Source organism: Polyangium sorediatum, from assembly GCF_029946465.1.
Taxonomy (GTDB): Bacteria; Myxococcota_A; Polyangia; order Polyangiales; family Polyangiaceae; genus Polyangium; species Polyangium fumosum.
On record NZ_JARZHI010000009.1, the window covers coordinates 44,915 to 60,380 of the forward strand.

At 70.3% G+C, this 15,466-nt stretch carries 18 protein-coding genes; 9 read left to right on the plus strand and 9 right to left on the minus strand.

All coding sequences use genetic code 11. The annotated features are described in order from the left end of the window. The first annotated feature begins 52 nt into the window (after positions 1 to 52). From QHF89_RS13260 to QHF89_RS13285, 6 genes are all read left to right on the plus strand, one after another. On the plus strand, positions 53 to 304 hold the full coding sequence (locus QHF89_RS13260; RefSeq protein ID WP_136931354.1) for a hypothetical protein: 252 nt from the start codon (positions 53 to 55) through the stop codon (positions 302 to 304). A gap of 22 nt (positions 305 to 326) precedes the next feature. Continuing rightward, positions 327 to 908: a hypothetical protein gene (locus tag QHF89_RS13265; RefSeq protein WP_136969619.1), complete on the plus strand. Its 582-nt coding sequence runs from the start codon at positions 327 to 329 to the stop codon at positions 906 to 908. 97 nt (positions 909 to 1,005) lie between these two features. After that, positions 1,006 to 2,433 (plus strand): AgmX/PglI C-terminal domain-containing protein, encoded by a 1,428-nt coding sequence (locus QHF89_RS13270; RefSeq protein ID WP_136969620.1) that lies wholly within the window; start codon positions 1,006 to 1,008, stop codon positions 2,431 to 2,433. A gap of 197 nt (positions 2,434 to 2,630) precedes the next feature. Further along, positions 2,631 to 3,209: a hypothetical protein gene (locus tag QHF89_RS13275; RefSeq protein ID WP_136969621.1), complete on the plus strand. Its 579-nt coding sequence runs from the start codon at positions 2,631 to 2,633 to the stop codon at positions 3,207 to 3,209. A 37-nt stretch (positions 3,210 to 3,246) separates the two neighbouring features. Continuing rightward, entirely contained in the window at positions 3,247 to 4,683 is a 1,437-nt protein-coding gene (locus QHF89_RS13280) for a hypothetical protein (protein ID WP_136969622.1), read from the plus strand. Further along, positions 4,683 to 5,273, plus strand: coding sequence for a polysaccharide biosynthesis/export family protein (locus QHF89_RS13285; protein ID WP_136969623.1), 591 nt, complete (start codon positions 4,683 to 4,685; stop codon positions 5,271 to 5,273). The genes QHF89_RS13280 and QHF89_RS13285 overlap by 1 nt, the downstream gene beginning before the upstream one ends. A gap of 105 nt (positions 5,274 to 5,378) precedes the next feature. Here QHF89_RS13285 and QHF89_RS13290 read toward each other — a convergent pair whose 3' ends face one another. Both QHF89_RS13290 and QHF89_RS13295 read right to left on the minus strand, forming a co-directional pair. Further along, complete coding sequence (locus tag QHF89_RS13290) at positions 5,379 to 6,245, minus strand: PPC domain-containing DNA-binding protein (protein ID WP_136969624.1); 867 nt, start codon at positions 6,243 to 6,245, stop codon at positions 5,379 to 5,381. Next, positions 6,242 to 8,236, minus strand: a complete 1,995-nt coding sequence (locus QHF89_RS13295; RefSeq protein WP_136969625.1) for an OmpA family protein — start codon at positions 8,234 to 8,236, stop codon at positions 6,242 to 6,244. Before QHF89_RS13295 ends, QHF89_RS13290 begins: the two co-directional genes overlap by 4 nt. Positions 8,237 to 8,422: 186 nt before the next feature. Here QHF89_RS13295 and QHF89_RS13300 point away from each other — a divergent pair, with 186 nt between their 5' ends. Both QHF89_RS13300 and QHF89_RS13305 read left to right on the plus strand, forming a co-directional pair. After that, on the plus strand, positions 8,423 to 9,040 hold the full coding sequence (locus QHF89_RS13300) for a Maf family protein (protein ID WP_136969626.1): 618 nt from the start codon (positions 8,423 to 8,425) through the stop codon (positions 9,038 to 9,040). Then, on the plus strand, positions 9,037 to 10,437 hold the full coding sequence (locus tag QHF89_RS13305; protein WP_136969627.1) for a glycosyltransferase family 39 protein: 1,401 nt from the start codon (positions 9,037 to 9,039) through the stop codon (positions 10,435 to 10,437). Before QHF89_RS13300 ends, QHF89_RS13305 begins: the two co-directional genes overlap by 4 nt. Here QHF89_RS13305 and QHF89_RS50175 read toward each other — a convergent pair. Genes QHF89_RS50175 through QHF89_RS13315 form a run of 3 tightly spaced genes read right to left on the minus strand, consistent with a single transcriptional unit; the run spans position 10,421 to position 11,791 of the window. Then, on the minus strand, positions 10,421 to 10,666 hold the full coding sequence (locus QHF89_RS50175) for a hypothetical protein (RefSeq protein WP_425440841.1): 246 nt from the start codon (positions 10,664 to 10,666) through the stop codon (positions 10,421 to 10,423). The two genes, QHF89_RS13305 and QHF89_RS50175, sit on opposite strands and share 17 nt — an antisense overlap. Positions 10,667 to 10,709: 43 nt before the next feature. Beyond that, positions 10,710 to 11,081: an addiction module protein gene (locus QHF89_RS13310; RefSeq protein ID WP_284720441.1), complete on the minus strand. Its 372-nt coding sequence runs from the start codon at positions 11,079 to 11,081 to the stop codon at positions 10,710 to 10,712. After that, positions 11,078 to 11,791 carry a hypothetical protein gene (locus QHF89_RS13315; protein WP_136969629.1) on the minus strand — a complete coding sequence of 238 codons (714 nt, stop codon included), beginning with the start codon at positions 11,789 to 11,791 and terminating at the stop codon, positions 11,078 to 11,080. The genes QHF89_RS13310 and QHF89_RS13315 overlap by 4 nt, the downstream gene beginning before the upstream one ends. A gap of 508 nt (positions 11,792 to 12,299) precedes the next feature. On the opposite strand from QHF89_RS13315, the gene QHF89_RS13320 reads away from it, so the two are divergent. Further along, on the plus strand, positions 12,300 to 12,563 hold the full coding sequence (locus tag QHF89_RS13320) for a hypothetical protein (RefSeq protein ID WP_136931342.1): 264 nt from the start codon (positions 12,300 to 12,302) through the stop codon (positions 12,561 to 12,563). Positions 12,564 to 12,570: 7 nt separating this feature from the next. Here the strand turns inward: QHF89_RS13320 and QHF89_RS13325 are convergent, their stop codons facing one another. From QHF89_RS13325 to QHF89_RS13340, 4 genes are read right to left on the minus strand one after another with little or no spacing between them, the layout of a single operon-like run. Beyond that, positions 12,571 to 13,557 carry an RluA family pseudouridine synthase gene (locus tag QHF89_RS13325; RefSeq protein ID WP_136969630.1) on the minus strand — a complete coding sequence of 329 codons (987 nt, stop codon included), beginning with the start codon at positions 13,555 to 13,557 and terminating at the stop codon, positions 12,571 to 12,573. 12 nt (positions 13,558 to 13,569) lie between these two features. Continuing rightward, positions 13,570 to 14,169: an SMI1/KNR4 family protein gene (locus QHF89_RS13330; protein ID WP_136969631.1), complete on the minus strand. Its 600-nt coding sequence runs from the start codon at positions 14,167 to 14,169 to the stop codon at positions 13,570 to 13,572. Between the two features lie 19 nt (positions 14,170 to 14,188). Next, positions 14,189 to 15,214, minus strand: coding sequence for a lysylphosphatidylglycerol synthase transmembrane domain-containing protein (locus QHF89_RS13335; protein WP_136931339.1), 1,026 nt, complete (start codon positions 15,212 to 15,214; stop codon positions 14,189 to 14,191). Between the two features lie 13 nt (positions 15,215 to 15,227). Next, positions 15,228 to 15,398: a hypothetical protein gene (locus QHF89_RS13340; protein ID WP_170229319.1), complete on the minus strand. Its 171-nt coding sequence runs from the start codon at positions 15,396 to 15,398 to the stop codon at positions 15,228 to 15,230. Between the last annotated feature and the right edge of the window lie 68 nt (positions 15,399 to 15,466).

Genomic DNA, 15,466 nt, shown 5'->3' on the forward strand with positions numbered 1-15,466 from the left:
GCACATGGACGGCGCGCTTCAGACGAGGCATCTTGTGGAACGGAGGTCGCGCATGCGGAGAGCGATGCTGATCCTCGCCGGGCTCGTGGTCCTCGGTTCGTCGGTACGAACCGCCGAGGCGCAGGAAAAGGACAAAAAACCTCGCGGCGCGATCACGCTGTCGGAGGTCACGATCACCGGCCGCATCGAGAAGCCGATCGCCGCCGTCGACGTGAGCCGCATCCAGCCGAAGCTGACGCTCGCGGAGCTCCGGCAGCCTTTCCTCGATCGCATCGAGGAGGCCATCTTCAAGGATCCTTTCTGATCCAACGATCTCGCCTCGACGCTTGATTCTCGCGCTCGGCGTCCTCATCACGTTCGCCTCCGTGCTCCTCGCGTGGGCGCACCTCGCGCGCGTCCGCCGCGCGACCTCCGGCAAAGCCGCAGAGCTCCTCGTCGCGTTGAAGCGCGTCCCCGTGAACGAACGCGCTGCGGCCCTCGCCGCGCGTGCGCCGGAGGGCAGCGCCGAGCGCCGCCTCGCCGCGTTGATCGAGGCCTCCGAAGACGCCTCCGAAGACGCCCGCGGCGCCGCTGTCGACGAGCTCCTCGCCGAGATCGAGCTCGCCCTCGACGCGACCGCATCCTGGCCCGGCGCTGCCACGCGCATCGCGGCCTACGGAGGCCTCTTCCTCGCGGTGATCACCGTCCTCCTCCGCCCCGGCTCGATCTCCTTCGTTGCGCCCGCGCTCCTCGTCCTCGGGCTCGGCGCCGCGGCCACGTGCGCCGCCCTCGGTCGCCGCGCCCGCGAGCTCGCCGACGACCAGCGCAAGGCCATCGACGCCCTCGTCGACACCCTCGGCCTCCGCGACCGGCTCGCCCCGGGCGCCCCTCCGCGAGCGCCTCGTCCAGGCCGAAGACGCGGCGCGTGAGCCGCGCGCTTTACCGATCTCCTGCCGTTGTGTACCCTTCCGATGAAACTTCCGTGTCGGCTGGGCGTCTTCATCGCCCCAGGCGGAGGCCCTTTTCATGACGCAGACGACGACGCAGACGGGGTCCGGGACGAAGCCCGGTCAGATGACCGCAGTCATGCGGGCCATGAACCAGGCGACGGGCCCGAAGGTCCTGCGCGTCGGGGTCGTCCAGGGCGGCAAGGTGATCGAGGAGCGCATCATCAAGCAGCGCACCCACGTCACCATCGGCCCCAGCGAAAAGAGCATGTTCGTCACGCCGAACAAGAACGTGCCGTCGAGCTTCCGGCTCTTCGAGCTCGTCGGCAACGAATACGCGCTGAACTTCCTCGATGGCATGGCCGGCCGCATCGCGCTGAAGACCGGCGTGAGTGACCTCGCGTCGCTGAAATCGCAGGCCAAGAAGGTCAGCCTCGGCCAGGTGCAGGCCTTCCAGGTGCCGCTCAGCGACGACGCCCGCGGCAAGATCGTCGTCGGCGACACGACGTTCCTCTTCCAGTTCGTCGCCGCGCCGCCGCCTCAGCCGAAGCCGCAGCTCCCCGCGTCGGTGCGTGGCGGCTTCGTCCAGTCGATCGACTGGACCACCACGATCATCGCGGCGTTCTCGTTCCTCCTGCACTTCGGCGCGGTCGGCACCATCTACTCGGACTGGATGGATCCGCTCGTCAACGACGAGGTCGACGTCGCGCAGATCCTCGAGACCGTGCGGAGCTTGCCCCCGCCGCCGCCTGTCGAGCAGCCGAAGGAGACGAACGATCAGCCGACGCAGGCTTCGACCGCGGCAGCCGAAGCGCCCAAGCCCTCGGCGGGCGCGTCCGCGGCGAAGGGCGCGGGCGGCAAGATCAGCGACACGCGCGCCTCGGCGATCGCCAACGAGCTGAACCAGCTCGACATGCAGATGCTCGGCGCCCTGAACGCCGCGGGCAACGCGACGGCCGGCGTCCTCGATCGCGGCGACGTCCCGCTCGGCCTGCTCGACAACGCGGCGGCCTCGGGCGCGGGCGCGGGCCTCGGCGGCATCGCGGGCTTGAACCTCGGCGCGGCCGGCGGCGGCACCGTGCGCCCCGGCGCGGCCGGCGGCGGCGGGCTCGCGAACATCGGCGACACGCAGGCAGCGGCCGCGTCGAGCGCGCAAGGCGCGGCGAAGACGGTCAAGGGGCCGACGGGCAGCGCGAACGTCGGCGGCGCAGCGGTCTCCGGCGGCAACGTCGCGAACGCATCGTCCGTCGTGGCCGGCATGGCTGCGGGCTTCCGGCGTTGTTACAACCGAGGCCTGCAGGCCGACCCGACGATGAAGGGCTCGGTGCGCATCACCGCGAAGATCGGCCCGAACGGCGAGGTCCTCTCCGCGTCGCCCTCGGGCGGCGGTGGCCTCTCGGGCGAGGTCGTCTCGTGCGTCGTCGCGCGCGTGCAGAGCGCGCAGTTCTCGCCCCCCGAGGGCGGCGGCGCGACCGTCGTCATCCCCGTCTCCTTCGTCAGCCAGTGACGTCCGCGTTTTGATCCTGCTCGCGTCCGGGGCGCGTGAATGTTCCTCCCGCGCGCCGCAACAGAACCCCCCGAGAGACCGTCCCGCCCTGGCCGCGCAAACGGCTGGATTTCCCGGGGTTTCTTCACCTGCCCGCGTTGACAGGTGCGCTCGGCCGCTTCTATAGTGACCCCGTCTGGCCCCCTTGGAGGACTTCCATGCAGCGAGAACGGATGCTCGGCTTCGGCGCGCTTTGCGCGCTTTCGCTGCTCGTCGGGGCCGGCATCGCGTCTGCGCAGGCGCAAGGCGCGCCGCCCGCGCCGCCTGACACGAACGCGGGCCTTCAGCGTCAGGTCACGCTGACGCCTGCGCAGCAGCTCCAGGAGACGGATACGTACATCGGGCGCATGGAAAGCGCGCGCAGCGTTGTGCGGCGCCTGCTCGAAGAGGCGCGGGCGCAGCGCGACGTCGTGAAGACGCTCTGCCTGAACGACAAACTCAACCAGATCGACGTGACCTTGCGCAGCGCGCGCGAGCGCAGGCAGGCGCTCGATCTCGCGGTGAAGCGCGACGACGCGGATCTGTCGTCCCACGAGTTCACGATCCTCGGCGTCCTCCGGCAGCGCGTCGAGCAGCTCACGGCCGAGGCGAACCAGTGCATCGGGAAAGACGCCGACATCCTCGGCGAGACGTCGACCGTCACGCAGATCGATCCCGGCATCCCCGACGATCCGGCCTTTTACCCGCCTGTCGTCGTCATCGTGGAGCCGCCGCCCTCTGCGAGCGTGATCAAGTGACGCGTTGGTCCGGACCAACGGAGCTTCACCGGATCCCATGAAGAAGCGCGGCCTCGTTCAACGTTTGGGGCTACGGATCGCCTCCGGCGTCCTACGCCCCAAGCCCCTGGCTGCAGCACTCGCCCTCGCGACCCTCGCGCCCGCCACGGCGGCAGGGCAGGACCAACCCTGGCTCGCCGATCGCCGCTTCACCGTGGGCCCGGGCTACCGCGTCGGCGACTACGAGCTGCACCCGGGCGTCGCCCTCGAGTTCGGCTACGACTCGAACTTCTTCCTGCGTGCGAGCGAGGGCGACGCGGCGGGCGAGCCCGTGGGCGCGATGCGCCTGCGCGTGACGCCGTCCTTCTCGTTCTCGACCCTCGGACCGCAACGCAAGGCCGGCGGCGCCTCGCAGGCCCCGCCCACGGCCGAGTTCTCCGGCGGTCTCTCGGTCACCTACAACGAGTTTTTCCCGGTCTCCGGCCCCGCCGAGGGCAAGGAGCGCATGTGGCAGCAGCGCAACTTCAGCGGCCTGTTCGACATGCGCCTCAACATCCTGCCCACGCGCCCCTGGTCGGGCTCGCTCTACGCGAGCGTCGGGCGCCTCATCCAGCCCACGCAGGAAGGCGTAATCCGCGACGATTTTTCCGAGAGCTACAACCGCTTCACGCCGACCGCGGGGGCTGAGCTCGTCTGGAACCCGGGCAGCGGCCTGCTCGACTGGCGCCTCGGCTACAACTTCGCCGGCACGGTCTTCGAATCGAGCCGTTTCTCCGGCCTGACGAACATCCACCACACCTTCCAGACGCGAGGTCGCTGGCGCTTCCTGCCGCGCTCCGCGCTCCTCTACGACGCCCGCATCGGCATCGTTCAGTACCTCGATGCAGGCGAGAAGACGGGCTCGACGCCGCTCCGCGTGCAGCTCGGCTACAACGGCCTCATCACGAAAAACTTCGGCGCGCTGATCATGGCCGGCTGGGGCGCGAGCTTCTACGACCCGAGCTCCACCGAGACAGCCGAGACCGTGCAGGACTTCGACAGCCTCATCGGCCAGGCCGAGCTCCGTTACTTCCTCACGCCGAACCCGAGCGTCGATCCGCAAGCCGCGAGCACGACGCTCTCGTCCGTCTCGCTCGGCTTCACGCGCGACTTCTACGACTCGTACATCGGCTCGTACTTCGAGCGCGATCGCGGCTACCTGAAGCTCACGTATTTCTTCGGCGGCCGTTTCGTCGTGATCGTCGACGTCGGCGTGGGCGCGCTCGTCAACCCGACGATCAACACGCCGAGCATCCAGGAGAACCCCTGGACCGACGTCCGCATCGACGCCTCGGGCTTCGCCGAGTATCGCTTCAAGGACGCGTTCGGCATCAACACGACGCTGCGCTACAACTCGCGCATCAGCGACAACTCTCTCACCATCCCCGGCATCGGCGAGGACAAGCTCCAGTGGCAGCAGTTCGAGGCCTACCTGGGCGCCCGCTGGCTCATGTGATGCGGAGGCGCGACCTCCTCGCGACGCTCGCGCTCGGCGCCGCGTTCGTCGCCTGCGGCGGGCGTCCGCGCCCCGCAGATCTGCCAGCCCCCGTGAGCAACGAGACCGTGGGCGCGGGCGACGTGTTCGAGATGCGCATCGTGCGCGAAGACAACCTACCCACGGCGTTCACGGTCGCGCCCGACGGCACCGTCGATCTGCCCTACATCAAGCGCCTCAAGGTCGGGGGGCTCGAGCCGCAGCAGATCGCCGAGGCCGTGCGCAAGCGGCTCATCGAGGGCGAGATCCTGACCGACCCGATCGTGAGCGTGAGCGTGAAGGAGTACAACTCCAAGCGCGTCGAGGTGCTCGGCGAGGTGCAGCGCGCGGGCTCGTTGCGCTTCGAGCCCGGCATGACGTTGCTCCGCGCGATCTCGCTCGCGGGCGGCTTCAACCAGATGGCTGCCCGCGACAGGGTCACGATCCGCCGTCAGATCGGGGAGAAGACACGTGTCGTCACCGTGAGCGTCGAGGACATCATCGACAACACGATCCCCAACGTCCCCCTCCAGGCGGGCGACTCGATCAACATTCCGCAGCGTGTGTGGTGATGTTTGGAGAGGGTGCGCCCTCGACGGGGCGCACCCTAAGGCCCTCACGCCGCTTCGCTGCGTTCGGGCCTATCCGGCGTGGGGGCTGCTGTTTTTCGTGGCGGGTCAGTGCTTGCGGGACAGGCGGAAGTGGCGCTTGCCCGTGGCGGGATCGGTCGTCGGCGCTTCGATCTTGAGCATGCCGAGCGCGACCTCGCGCACGCGACTGTCCTTCTCCTGCCGCAGCCGGATGCGCTCGCCGTCGGAGCTGATGATCTCGCACTCGCCGAAGTGGAAGTGGTTCACGAGGTCCCCCGTGTCCGGGTAGATCTCGACATCGTCGCGCTGCTGCGTCGGCCGCGTGAGCGGCGTCGGTGCCGTCGGGAGATCGGCCGGCGCGGCCGGCGCGGCCGCAGGGAATGGGGAGGGCGCGCGCGGCGACTCCGGGTGCGTGATGCGCGGTGCGGGCGCCGCGGTGCGCGCCGGAGCAGGCGCGGGGGCCGGAGCCGGAGCAGGGGCAGGGGCCTGCGCTTGCGCTTGCGGTTGCGCTTGCACCTGCGGCTGCGCCGAGGCGGAAGCGGTGAAGGAGCGATCGTCGCCCTGCCGCACGAGCGCGACGTCGTCGAGCGCGGTCGCGAAGATCTCCAGCGAGAGCGCGCGCGCCGAGACGATCTCGCCGGCGACCGTCTGGAGGCCGAACGGGCTCTCCTGCACGAGCGTGGCATAAAGCCGCACGCTCACGGCCGCGCCCTCCTGCGCGATGTTGCCCGTGATCGAGACGGCCATCACGGGCGCTTCGATCCGCCGCGTCACGCGCGCGCCTTCCGCGCCGACGCTCGCGAGCTCGACGCTGTCGAGCACGCCCGTTCCCGACAGTCGGCCAGCCTTGGCAGACGCCTCTTCGAGCGCGCGGGCCAGCCCGCGCGGTACTTCCTCGCCATTCTCGGCCCTGACGACCAGATGGCGAATCCCCCTCGATTCGACGACGTTCATCTACGCTTTCCTCGTTTGTCCCGCTGCACCGTGATCTCGAACTGCGTCACGTTCGCAGCGCGCTTTTCCCCCGCATCCCCCGTCGCCGCCGTGATGCGATCCGCCGGCAGACCGGCGGCCACGAGCGCGTCCTTCACCGCGATCGCGCGCTTCTCGGCGAGCTCCATGGCCCTCGGTGACTCGTCGCCGGCTCGGTCGGCATACCCCTCGATGACGATCGTGGCGATCGGAGCGCGGCCCGCGGCGAGCTGCGCCATCTGCCGCAGCATCTCCTCCATCGGCTTGGCCACGTCCGCCTTGCCCGGGGCGAACCGCGCCGGCGCCTCCGCGACGATGCGATCTCCCGACCAGCGCACGAGCGACTTCGCGCCCGCCTCGGGGCAGCCGTCCGCGTCGTCCTTGCCGTCGATCGTCTCGGCCTGGAGCGGGCACTTGTCCGCCTTGTCGGCGATGCCGTCCTCGTCGTTGTCGATCTCGGGGCAACCGTCGTCGTCCTGGAAGCCGTCGAGATCCTCGCGCGCGTCGGGGCACTGATCGGCCGCGTCGAGGACCTGATCGAGATCGTTGTCGGGATCGGGGCAGCCGTCGTCGTCCTTGAAGCCGTCTTTGTCCTCGGCGCCGTTCGGGCAACGATCGACCTTGTCGAGCAGCCCATCCCCGTCGTTGTCGGGATCGGGGCAGCCGTCATCGTCCTCGAAGCCGTCCTTGTCCTCGGCCTCGTTGCGGCACGCGTCGGCCTCGTCGAGCACGCCGTCCTCGTCGTCGTCGGGATCGGGGCAGCCGTCGTCGTCCTTGAAGCCGTCCACGGTCTCGGCTGCGTCGCGGCAGCGATCCTGCGTGTCGGGGATGCGATCGTTGTCGTTGTCGAGATCGGGGCAGCCGTCGCCGTCCTCGAAGCCGTCGCGGTCCTCGGCGACCTTCACGCACTTGTCGTCGCGGTCGAGCACGCCGTCGCTGTCCATGTCGCGGCCCGTGGGCGCGTACCGCGCGGCGAGCCCGAAGCGGAAGCGCGGCGTCGTCACCGCGGCCTCGGACGAGAACGGGATCGGCCCGCCGCCGGAGATCGTGAAGGACATGTCGCCGCCGAGGAGCGGCGCCGTCGTCGCCGAGAGGATCCACTCGGCGGGCACGAACGCGGGGCTCTGCGGCTCGTCGACCGTGCGCGCGGGCGGATTCTGCGCGGCGAAGTTGTACAAGACGAACGCCTCGCCAGCCGCCGTGAGCCAGCCGTCTTGCAGGACATCGAACGACGCGCCGAGCGAGCCGCCGAGCTGCGAGCCGATGCGCGCGTTCGCCAGGCGCGCATCGCCGCGCACGCGCGCGCTCGCCTCGACGCCGGCCTCGAAGCGGCCGCGGCGGTAGGACGCGAGGATCGAGGGGAACCACGTGATCGTCCGGCCACTCGCGAACGCCTGCGCGTCGCCTGCGGGCACGGCGAGCTCGAAGCGGCCGATGACGCTCGCGCCGTCGGCGCTGCCTGCGCGCGGCCGCGGCAGGATCGACGCGGCGAAGCCGAAGCGCACGTCGCGCATCGAGCTTCGCGGCAGCACCTCGTCGCTCGCCGTCGCCACGCCGAGGCCGGTGCCGTCTTGGTAGAACGTGATCGGGAGCGCGGCCGTGATCTCGAGCCGATCGTGCACGCCGAGCGACCACAGGAAGGTCGCGTTCACGGCGTTGTCGATGACGGGGACGACGGTCCCCTCGGGATCCGCTGACGCGACGCGCAGCCCGATCGGCCGCGACAGGTAGCTCAGCGCGAGCCCGAACGAGGCTTTTCCAGAGGGCGCGAGCAGGGGCGCGCCGAGCGAGAGGAAGGGCCCTGCGCCGGCGTGCACCCAGAGGTTGTCCGCGTTGATGCAGCCGCTCCGCTCGGCCTTCGGATCACACTGCGCGTGGGCATCTGCCGGCGCGAGCGAGAGCGTGGAGGCGGCCGCGAGCAGCGAGCCGAACAAGCGAAGGCGGTGGGGCTTCTGGGCAGGAAGGAATGTCATGGCAAGTCGAATCCGGGCCCGGTCCCAGCGCCTACCGTGCCCGCAAAAGCGGACGCGTCCGGCGTACGGCGCGCGCAGCACGTCTACTCCTTTCCCGTCCGGAGTCAAAACGGCAAACGCGGCGGGCCTGTCACGGCGAGAAAGCCGTGGTAGGACAGGCACGCAACGAAGGCCCCGAACCTCGCCATGATCGACGAAACGCACCCCTTGCTGCTGGGCTCGGCGTCGCCGCGGCGCCGCGAGATCCTGGCGACGTTTGGCCTGCCCTTGCGGGTCGTCTCCCTCGACGTCGACGAGCGCCTGCGGCCGGGGGAGGGGCCGCGGCCCTACCTCGAGCGGATCGTGGCGGACAAGCTCGCCGCCGCGACGCCGCACGCGGTCGCCGTGGGCGCGGTGCTCGTGGCCGACACGTCGGTGATCCTCGGCGAGACCGCGCTCGGCAAGCCTGCGGACGACGCGGAAGCACGGGCCATGCTCACGGCCCTATCGGGGCGCGAGCACGAGGTCTGGACCCGCTTCGCCATCGCCTCCGGCGCGGATCCCACGCGGGCCGTCCACGCGGAGACCGTGCGCACGCGTGTCTTTTTTCGCGCGCTCGACGCGGACGAGATCAAGGCCTACGCCGCGACCGGCGAGGGCCTCGACAAGGCGGGCGCGTACGCGATCCAGGGCATCGGGAGTTTTGCCGTGGAGCGCATCGAAGGTTCGTACTCCAACGTCGTGGGACTGCCTGCGTGCGAGGTGATCGTCGCCTTGCGCGCCGCGGGCCTGCTCGGGCGTTTCCCGCGCCCCCCGATCGCGTGACGTCCGAGCGCGCCTCGCCCCGCCGCCGGGACACCTGGATCGTGCTCGCGGCCGCGCTGCTCGCGCGCCTCGCCGTCGTCGCCTGGGCCGCGTCGCGGTTCCCGCCGACCGCGGACGGCACCTTCTATCACCGCATCGCCGAGCGTGTCGCTGCGGGCCTCGGCTACACGTGGCTCTGGCCCGACGGCGTCGTCACGTACGCCGCGCATTACCCCGTCGGATACCCCGCGCTCCTCGGCGGGGCGTACGCGATCTTCGGCGCGCATCCGGGCGTCGCCATGACGCTCAACGCCCTGCTCGGCGCGCTCGCGGCCGTCGCCGTCCATCGCCTGGCCGCGCGCGCGGCTCCCCCTGGCGCGGCGCTCGCCGCGGGCCTGCTCGTCGCGCTGCATCCTGGCCTCGTCGCGTACACGCCTGCGCTCATGAGCGAAGGCGTCACGGCCTCGCTCGTCGCGTGCGCCGCGTGGGCGGCCGCGTGGGTGCGCGACGCCGTGCCGCTCGGCGCGCGACGTACGATCGCGGCACGTACGGCCCTCCTCGGCCTCGTCGTTGGCCTCGCCACGCTCGTTCGTCCGCAGAGCCTCGTCTTCGCGCCGCTCTTCGCGCTCCTCGCGCTCGCGCCCCTCGCGGGCCCCCGCGCGCGTCGGGTCACGCTCGGCTTCGCCGCGCTCGCGACGGCCTGCGCCCTCGCCGTGTGCGCCCCGTGGACGATTCGCAACTGCGAGCGCATGAACCGGTGCGCGCTCGTCAGCGTCAACGGCGGCTGGAACCTGCTCATCGGCGCGGATCCCGCGTCCACCGGCGCGTGGTCGCCGATCAAGGTCCCGGACGCGTGCCGCGAGGTCTGGGACGAGGCCGGCAAGGACGCCTGTTTCGGCCGCGCGGCCACGCTCTACATCACCGAGCACCCGGGCGCGTGGCTCTCGCTCGTCCCGAGAAAACTCGCCGCGACCTTCGACTACTGCGGCGCCGCCGGCTGGTACCTGCACGAATCGAACGGCGCGGCTTGCGGCGACCGCTGCAAGCTCGGCCTCGGCGTGGTCGAGACCGTTTATGAGCGCGGCGTCCTCGGGCTCGCGCTCCTCGGCCTCGCGCGCGCGGCGGCGGAGAGCCGCGCCCGCCGCCTCGCCACCCGCGCCGTCGTGGGCGTCGGGCTCGTCTTCCTGTTCCTGGTGCACGCGTGGGTCGCCTACGCCGCGCTCGTCGTCGCGGCGCTCTTCGGCGGCCGAACCCTGCTTCGAGGCCCCGTCCTGCCTGCGGCCGCGGTGACCGTCCTCGGCGCGACGCTCTTGACGCACGCCGTCTTTTTCGGCGCGGGCCGTTATGGGCTCGTGACGTTTCCGCTGCTGGCGGGGATGGCGGGGCTCGTGTTTGCGGGCTTCAGAACGCGTGCCTGAGCCACTCCAGGGGGCGACGCCGTGTGTGGGGGATGGCGAGCACGAGCACGTGCTCGGGGTGAACCTCGAACCCGACCGCGTAAGGAAAGCGATCGACGAGGGCTCTGCGAAGGATCGAGGGCCCGCCTTCCGTGCCGGGCCAAACCGGAAAGGACGCGGGGGCGGCTCCGATCCGTTCGATCACCCGCGAGATAGCGCCGACGAACTCGACCCCGAGCCCGGGGTTCATCTCGTCGTACCAGAGGGCCGCTGCGCGAAGATCGTTGCGCGCTTCAGAATGCAGCTCGACGCGCACGACGCTCCGCGAGCTCGTTCAGAAGTTCCGTCTGCACGCCGCCCCATTCGATCGTCTGGGCCGTTCCCTCTGTGACCTCGCGCGACCGGCGCTCCAGCTCGGGTGCCCACGTCGCTGCGATCTCCTCTTCATCGAGGATTTCCAAGCTGAGAAGGAGCGCCTTAGTGACCTGCACCCGCTCTTCGCGAGGGAGCTTCAGCATGTAGGCGAGCATCTCTTGCGTGGACATGCCGAAAAGGTAGCACGGCGCGAGTCCCCCGCCGTCCCCCTCATGCGTGCCCCCCTGGAGCCCGAGCCGCCTGCCGTCCTCATCGCTGCGCATGATTTCGTGCACATGGACGTGGCTCATGGCGCTTGTTCCTCCTCCGCGTTCGCGTCGCTTCCATTCCCTCCGCGCCCCCGCCCCTCCTGCACCGTCAAATCCTTGAAGAACAGCTTGTATTCGTCTCCCCGGCCGAGCTCATTCAAAACCCCGCGCACGATCGGCTTCGCCACCTGGTTGTACACCTTCAGAAAGTGCGCCCGCGCCGCGCTGAGCCCTGCCGTCGCCGTCATCGACCGATTCGCCGCGCCGCTCTTGCCCGACAGCGCCCCGTCGAGCGCCGCGCGTGCCCCGGCGATCTCCTGCTTCCACGGCGCGAACGCATCGAGCCCCGCGTTCCGCGCGACATCGAACCCGCGCATCACGTCCGCCGCCTTGGCCCCCAGATCCGCCGGCTTCAGCGCCGCGACCTCGCCGAGCTTCTTCCCCGGGAAAAATGCCTCGAAGTCGAAGCTCGTCCCCTTCGGGAGCGACCGCAGATACGCGTGAAACCGCGTCACCACCTCGCGCACCGCCTCTTCCGCCTCGCCTGTCCCTCCGCGCTCCGTGCGCACCTCGCTCCGCTGGCTCCTCGCCTTTGCGAGCTCGGTCTCCACCCCCTCCACCGCGCCGAGCACCCGCGCGAGCACCTTCTCGACGTCGACGAGATCCGAAGCCCCCACGAGCTTCTTCGCCTCCGTCACGAAGTGCCTGCCGTATTCGCTGACCTCACCATCGTCGATGTGCCGATCCGCCATACGCGCCTCCAAGGACAGAAGGGCTTAACCATGAGGGGTCTGTCTGACAAGGTCTCCACACCATCCCCGCGCACGCAGGTGAGGACCCCCGCGCGATCGGAGACGCCTCTGGCCTGTGCAGACATGTGAGCGACCACGCACGAAAGCACCTCCGCGACCCGCAGATCCCCTCGCCGCCGCGCCGGGATCCCCTCCTGCGCCGCGCAGACCTCCTCCCAGGCGCGCGCGAACCTTCCTCCGCGGCGCGCGGACGCGGGGCCCGTTTCGATCGGCGGGACCTCCGCGCCTCGCCGAGGTGCCCGCCGTCAACCCTCGATGCACCTCTGCATCGTGCAGACCCCGATCCTCGTGGGATGCCCTACGCTTCTGCGCTGCGCCGTCGCCTCTCGGGGTTCGCCCCCGGCGGCCGGATCACCGCGACTTTGACACGCTCGGCAAACCCGAGCATTCTTGCGCCCGTGGGCTCTACCGAGACGCCCCCAGTTCGAGGTTCGGAGGAGACGACCCGATGCCGCTGATCGAGACCGAGGAGGCCGCCCGCCGTTTGGCGCGCGCCATCGCGAGCGACCTCTCGCTCTACAACGAAGAGAAGATCGTCCAGGGGATCCAGAACGACGATCTCTTCACCGTCCTCGCCGAGGAGATCGAGGAGGGGCGCGCCCTCTACAAGAGCCGCGTCTCCCCCGATCTCTACGCCAAGAATTTTTACGATCGCGCCATCGTCGACATCCTCGTGAAGTCGAAGGGGCACGTGAAGTCGAAGATCTGGTAGCCGTCGCTCAGCGCTGGCGCAGCGCCTCGATCACGCGGGCCATGTCCGCGGGGATCGGGCTTTCGAAGTGCAGACGGTTGCCCGTCGCCGGGTGCTCGAAGCCGAGCACCCGCGCATGCAGCGCCTGACGCCCGAGCGACGCCGCGAGCGTCCGCAGCCCCGGATCCCGGGGCGTCTTGCCGTACAACGCATCGCCGAGGATCGGCGTCTTCCCCCGCTCCGCGAGGTGCACGCGGATCTGGTGCGTACGCCCTGTCTCCAGACGGCACGCGACGAGTGTCGCCAACCCGAGCCGTTCGAGCACGTGCACGCGTGTCACCGCGCGCTTGCCCTCCTGCACGTGCGTCGTGAAGCGCAGCCGATCCGTCGGGTGACGGCCGTGCAGCGTCTCGAACGTCGCCTCCTTCGCCTCGCCCACGACGACGGCCACGTACTCGCGCTCGATGTCGTGTTTCGCGAAGCGCGCCTTCAGCGCCTCGCGTGTCTCCGCGTCCTTCGCCACGACGAGCAGCCCGCTCGTGTCCTTGTCGAGGCGATGCACGATCCCGGGCCGCAAATGCCCCGCGGGATCGAGCGGATCGGCGCCCGCGCGTTCGAAGCCGCCGCGGCCGAGCAGCGCGTTGACCAGCGTCCCGCTCGCGTGCCCCTTCGCCGGATGCACCACGAGCCCCGCGGGCTTGTCGATCACGACGAGGTGCGCATCCTCGTACACCACGGCGAGCGGGATCGACGCGTCCGGCTCCGCGCGGGAAGGCTCCGGCGGCTCCGGCGTCACGTCGATCCGCGCGCCCGCGGCGACGGCCATCGACGCGCGGCCGGGCTTTCCGTCGACGAGCACACGCCCGTGTTCGATCCAGCGCTGCACCGCGGCACGGGACGCGGCCGTGCCTGATTTTTCCAGCAGGCGTACGACGAGCTTGTCCAGCCGGTCGCGCGGATCGGTCGCGCTCGCTTCGAACGACGAGGTGACGAGGGGCTCGGGCGCGCGTCGCATCACGAGAGCGAATCAGTAGTCCGTGCTCTCGTCCTCGTCCTCGTCGCGCGACACGAGCTCGGGGTTGTGCGCGAGGTGCGAGTCGAGATCGTCGAGCATCATGCTCTGGCGGAGCTTGAGCAAGCCGAGCTGGTGCCCGAGGTAGAGGTCGAAGGCCGTGTACCGCGGGAAGACGCGCACGTTCGTCTCGTCGTGATCCAGGCCCAGGATGACGAGCTCGCCGTCGCGCCGCGCCTCGCCGAGGTAGAGCGCGTTCCAGGGCTGGCCCGGCTTGTTCGGCAGGCGCACGACCTTGCCGCGGATGCGCGAGTCGGTCCATCCGAGTTCGACCATCGACTCCGCGAGCTTGCGGACCGAGGTGATCTTCGGCTGCGGCACGCGCGGGTCCTCGCCGAAGCGGTGCCGGCCTTTGAAGCGCTTGCCGAAGCTCGCGAAGGTGAAGTCGTAGGCGAGGAACGTCCGCAAGGAGGGCGGCAGCTCCACCATCAACTTGGACTCGAGCGCGTCGAGCGCAGCCGCGCTCGCGCCGACCACGTCTGCCCCCTCCGGGTGCTTCGAAAGCTCCGCGATGACGCGCTGGACAAGCCCGATGCCTCGTTCGATGGTCGCCATGTCTCCGCGTAGCCGACCGTCAAGGCGTGCGTTCTGTCAAGAGTTTCCGTTGTGCTTCCGGGTCTTCGGGCGCGGGTTCGCCGCCGAGCACGGCCGCGCCGTGTTTGGCCCGGAGCAGCCCGAGCGCGGCGAAACCGACCGCGACGGCAAACCACAAGGTGGCAAAGCGCACGAGGATCATCGCCGCCGTCGCCGTCGCCGCCTCCACGCCGCCGAGCCGCGCCATCTGCTCTTCGAGCAGCTTTTCCGTCACGCCGAGCCCGCCCGGGACCGGCACGAGCGCGCCCGCGAGCGTCGCCGTCGAGTAGAAGAACATCGCGAGCGACATGGACGCCTGCTCGCCGAAGCCGCGCAGGATCACCCAAAGCGCCACGCCTTCGAGCGACCACGCGACGATCGAGAGGAGCGTCGGCCACACGAGCTGCGCGGGCGAGACGATCGTGCGCAGGCCGTGGAGCGCCTCGTTGATCTTCGGCGCGACCTTGCCGCCCACGCGCCCGAGCGGCCCGGGGAGCTTGGGCAGGAGGCGCATGACGGCCCCGCTCACGGCGGGGACCGAGACGAAGACGAGGAGCACGACGACGGTCGCCGCGCCGAGGCCGGCCCAGAGCGCGCCGCCGGGGAAGCTCGCGCTGCCGATCGCGATGATCGCGATCACGCCGATGAGATCGGTCACGCGCTCGGCGATGACGATGGGCGCGGTGCGCTCGATCGGCACCTTGCGGAGCTGGAACAGGATCAGCGACTTGAAGACCTCGCCGACCTTGCCCGGCGTGACCGTCAGGACGAAGCCCGAGAGGTAGACGAGCAAGCTCTCGAGCTTGGGTACGCCGCGGATGTCGAGCCGCGCGAGGTAGTACTCCCACTTGAGGTAACGCAGGAGGTAGTTGCCGAGGGCGAGCGCGCAGGCGAGGGCGAACGTGGACCAGGCGTAGGTCGAGAGGCGCGCGGCGATGAGGTTCGCGTCACGGTAGAGGACGAGGCCGCCGTAGAGGACGACGCCGAGCAGCATCACCGCCACGACGCGGCGGACCAGCTTGTTCAAGTCTCCGCTCCGATCAAGGCGATCTCAGGCTTTTCCGCGCGCGGCGGACGCGCACGACGAGGTAGATGATCGCGCCGAGCACGACGGCGGCGCCGAGCGCGGCGACGGCCCACTTGGGCGCGACCACGACTCCACGGGCGAGGCCCTCGGGGGGGCGCTCGGTTCTCGTCTGCAGCGAGCTCACGCGGGCTCGTCGTTACACGGGCCTAGGGGGAAGGGCAAGAAGCGGTATTGTTCGCGCGTCGATAAGGA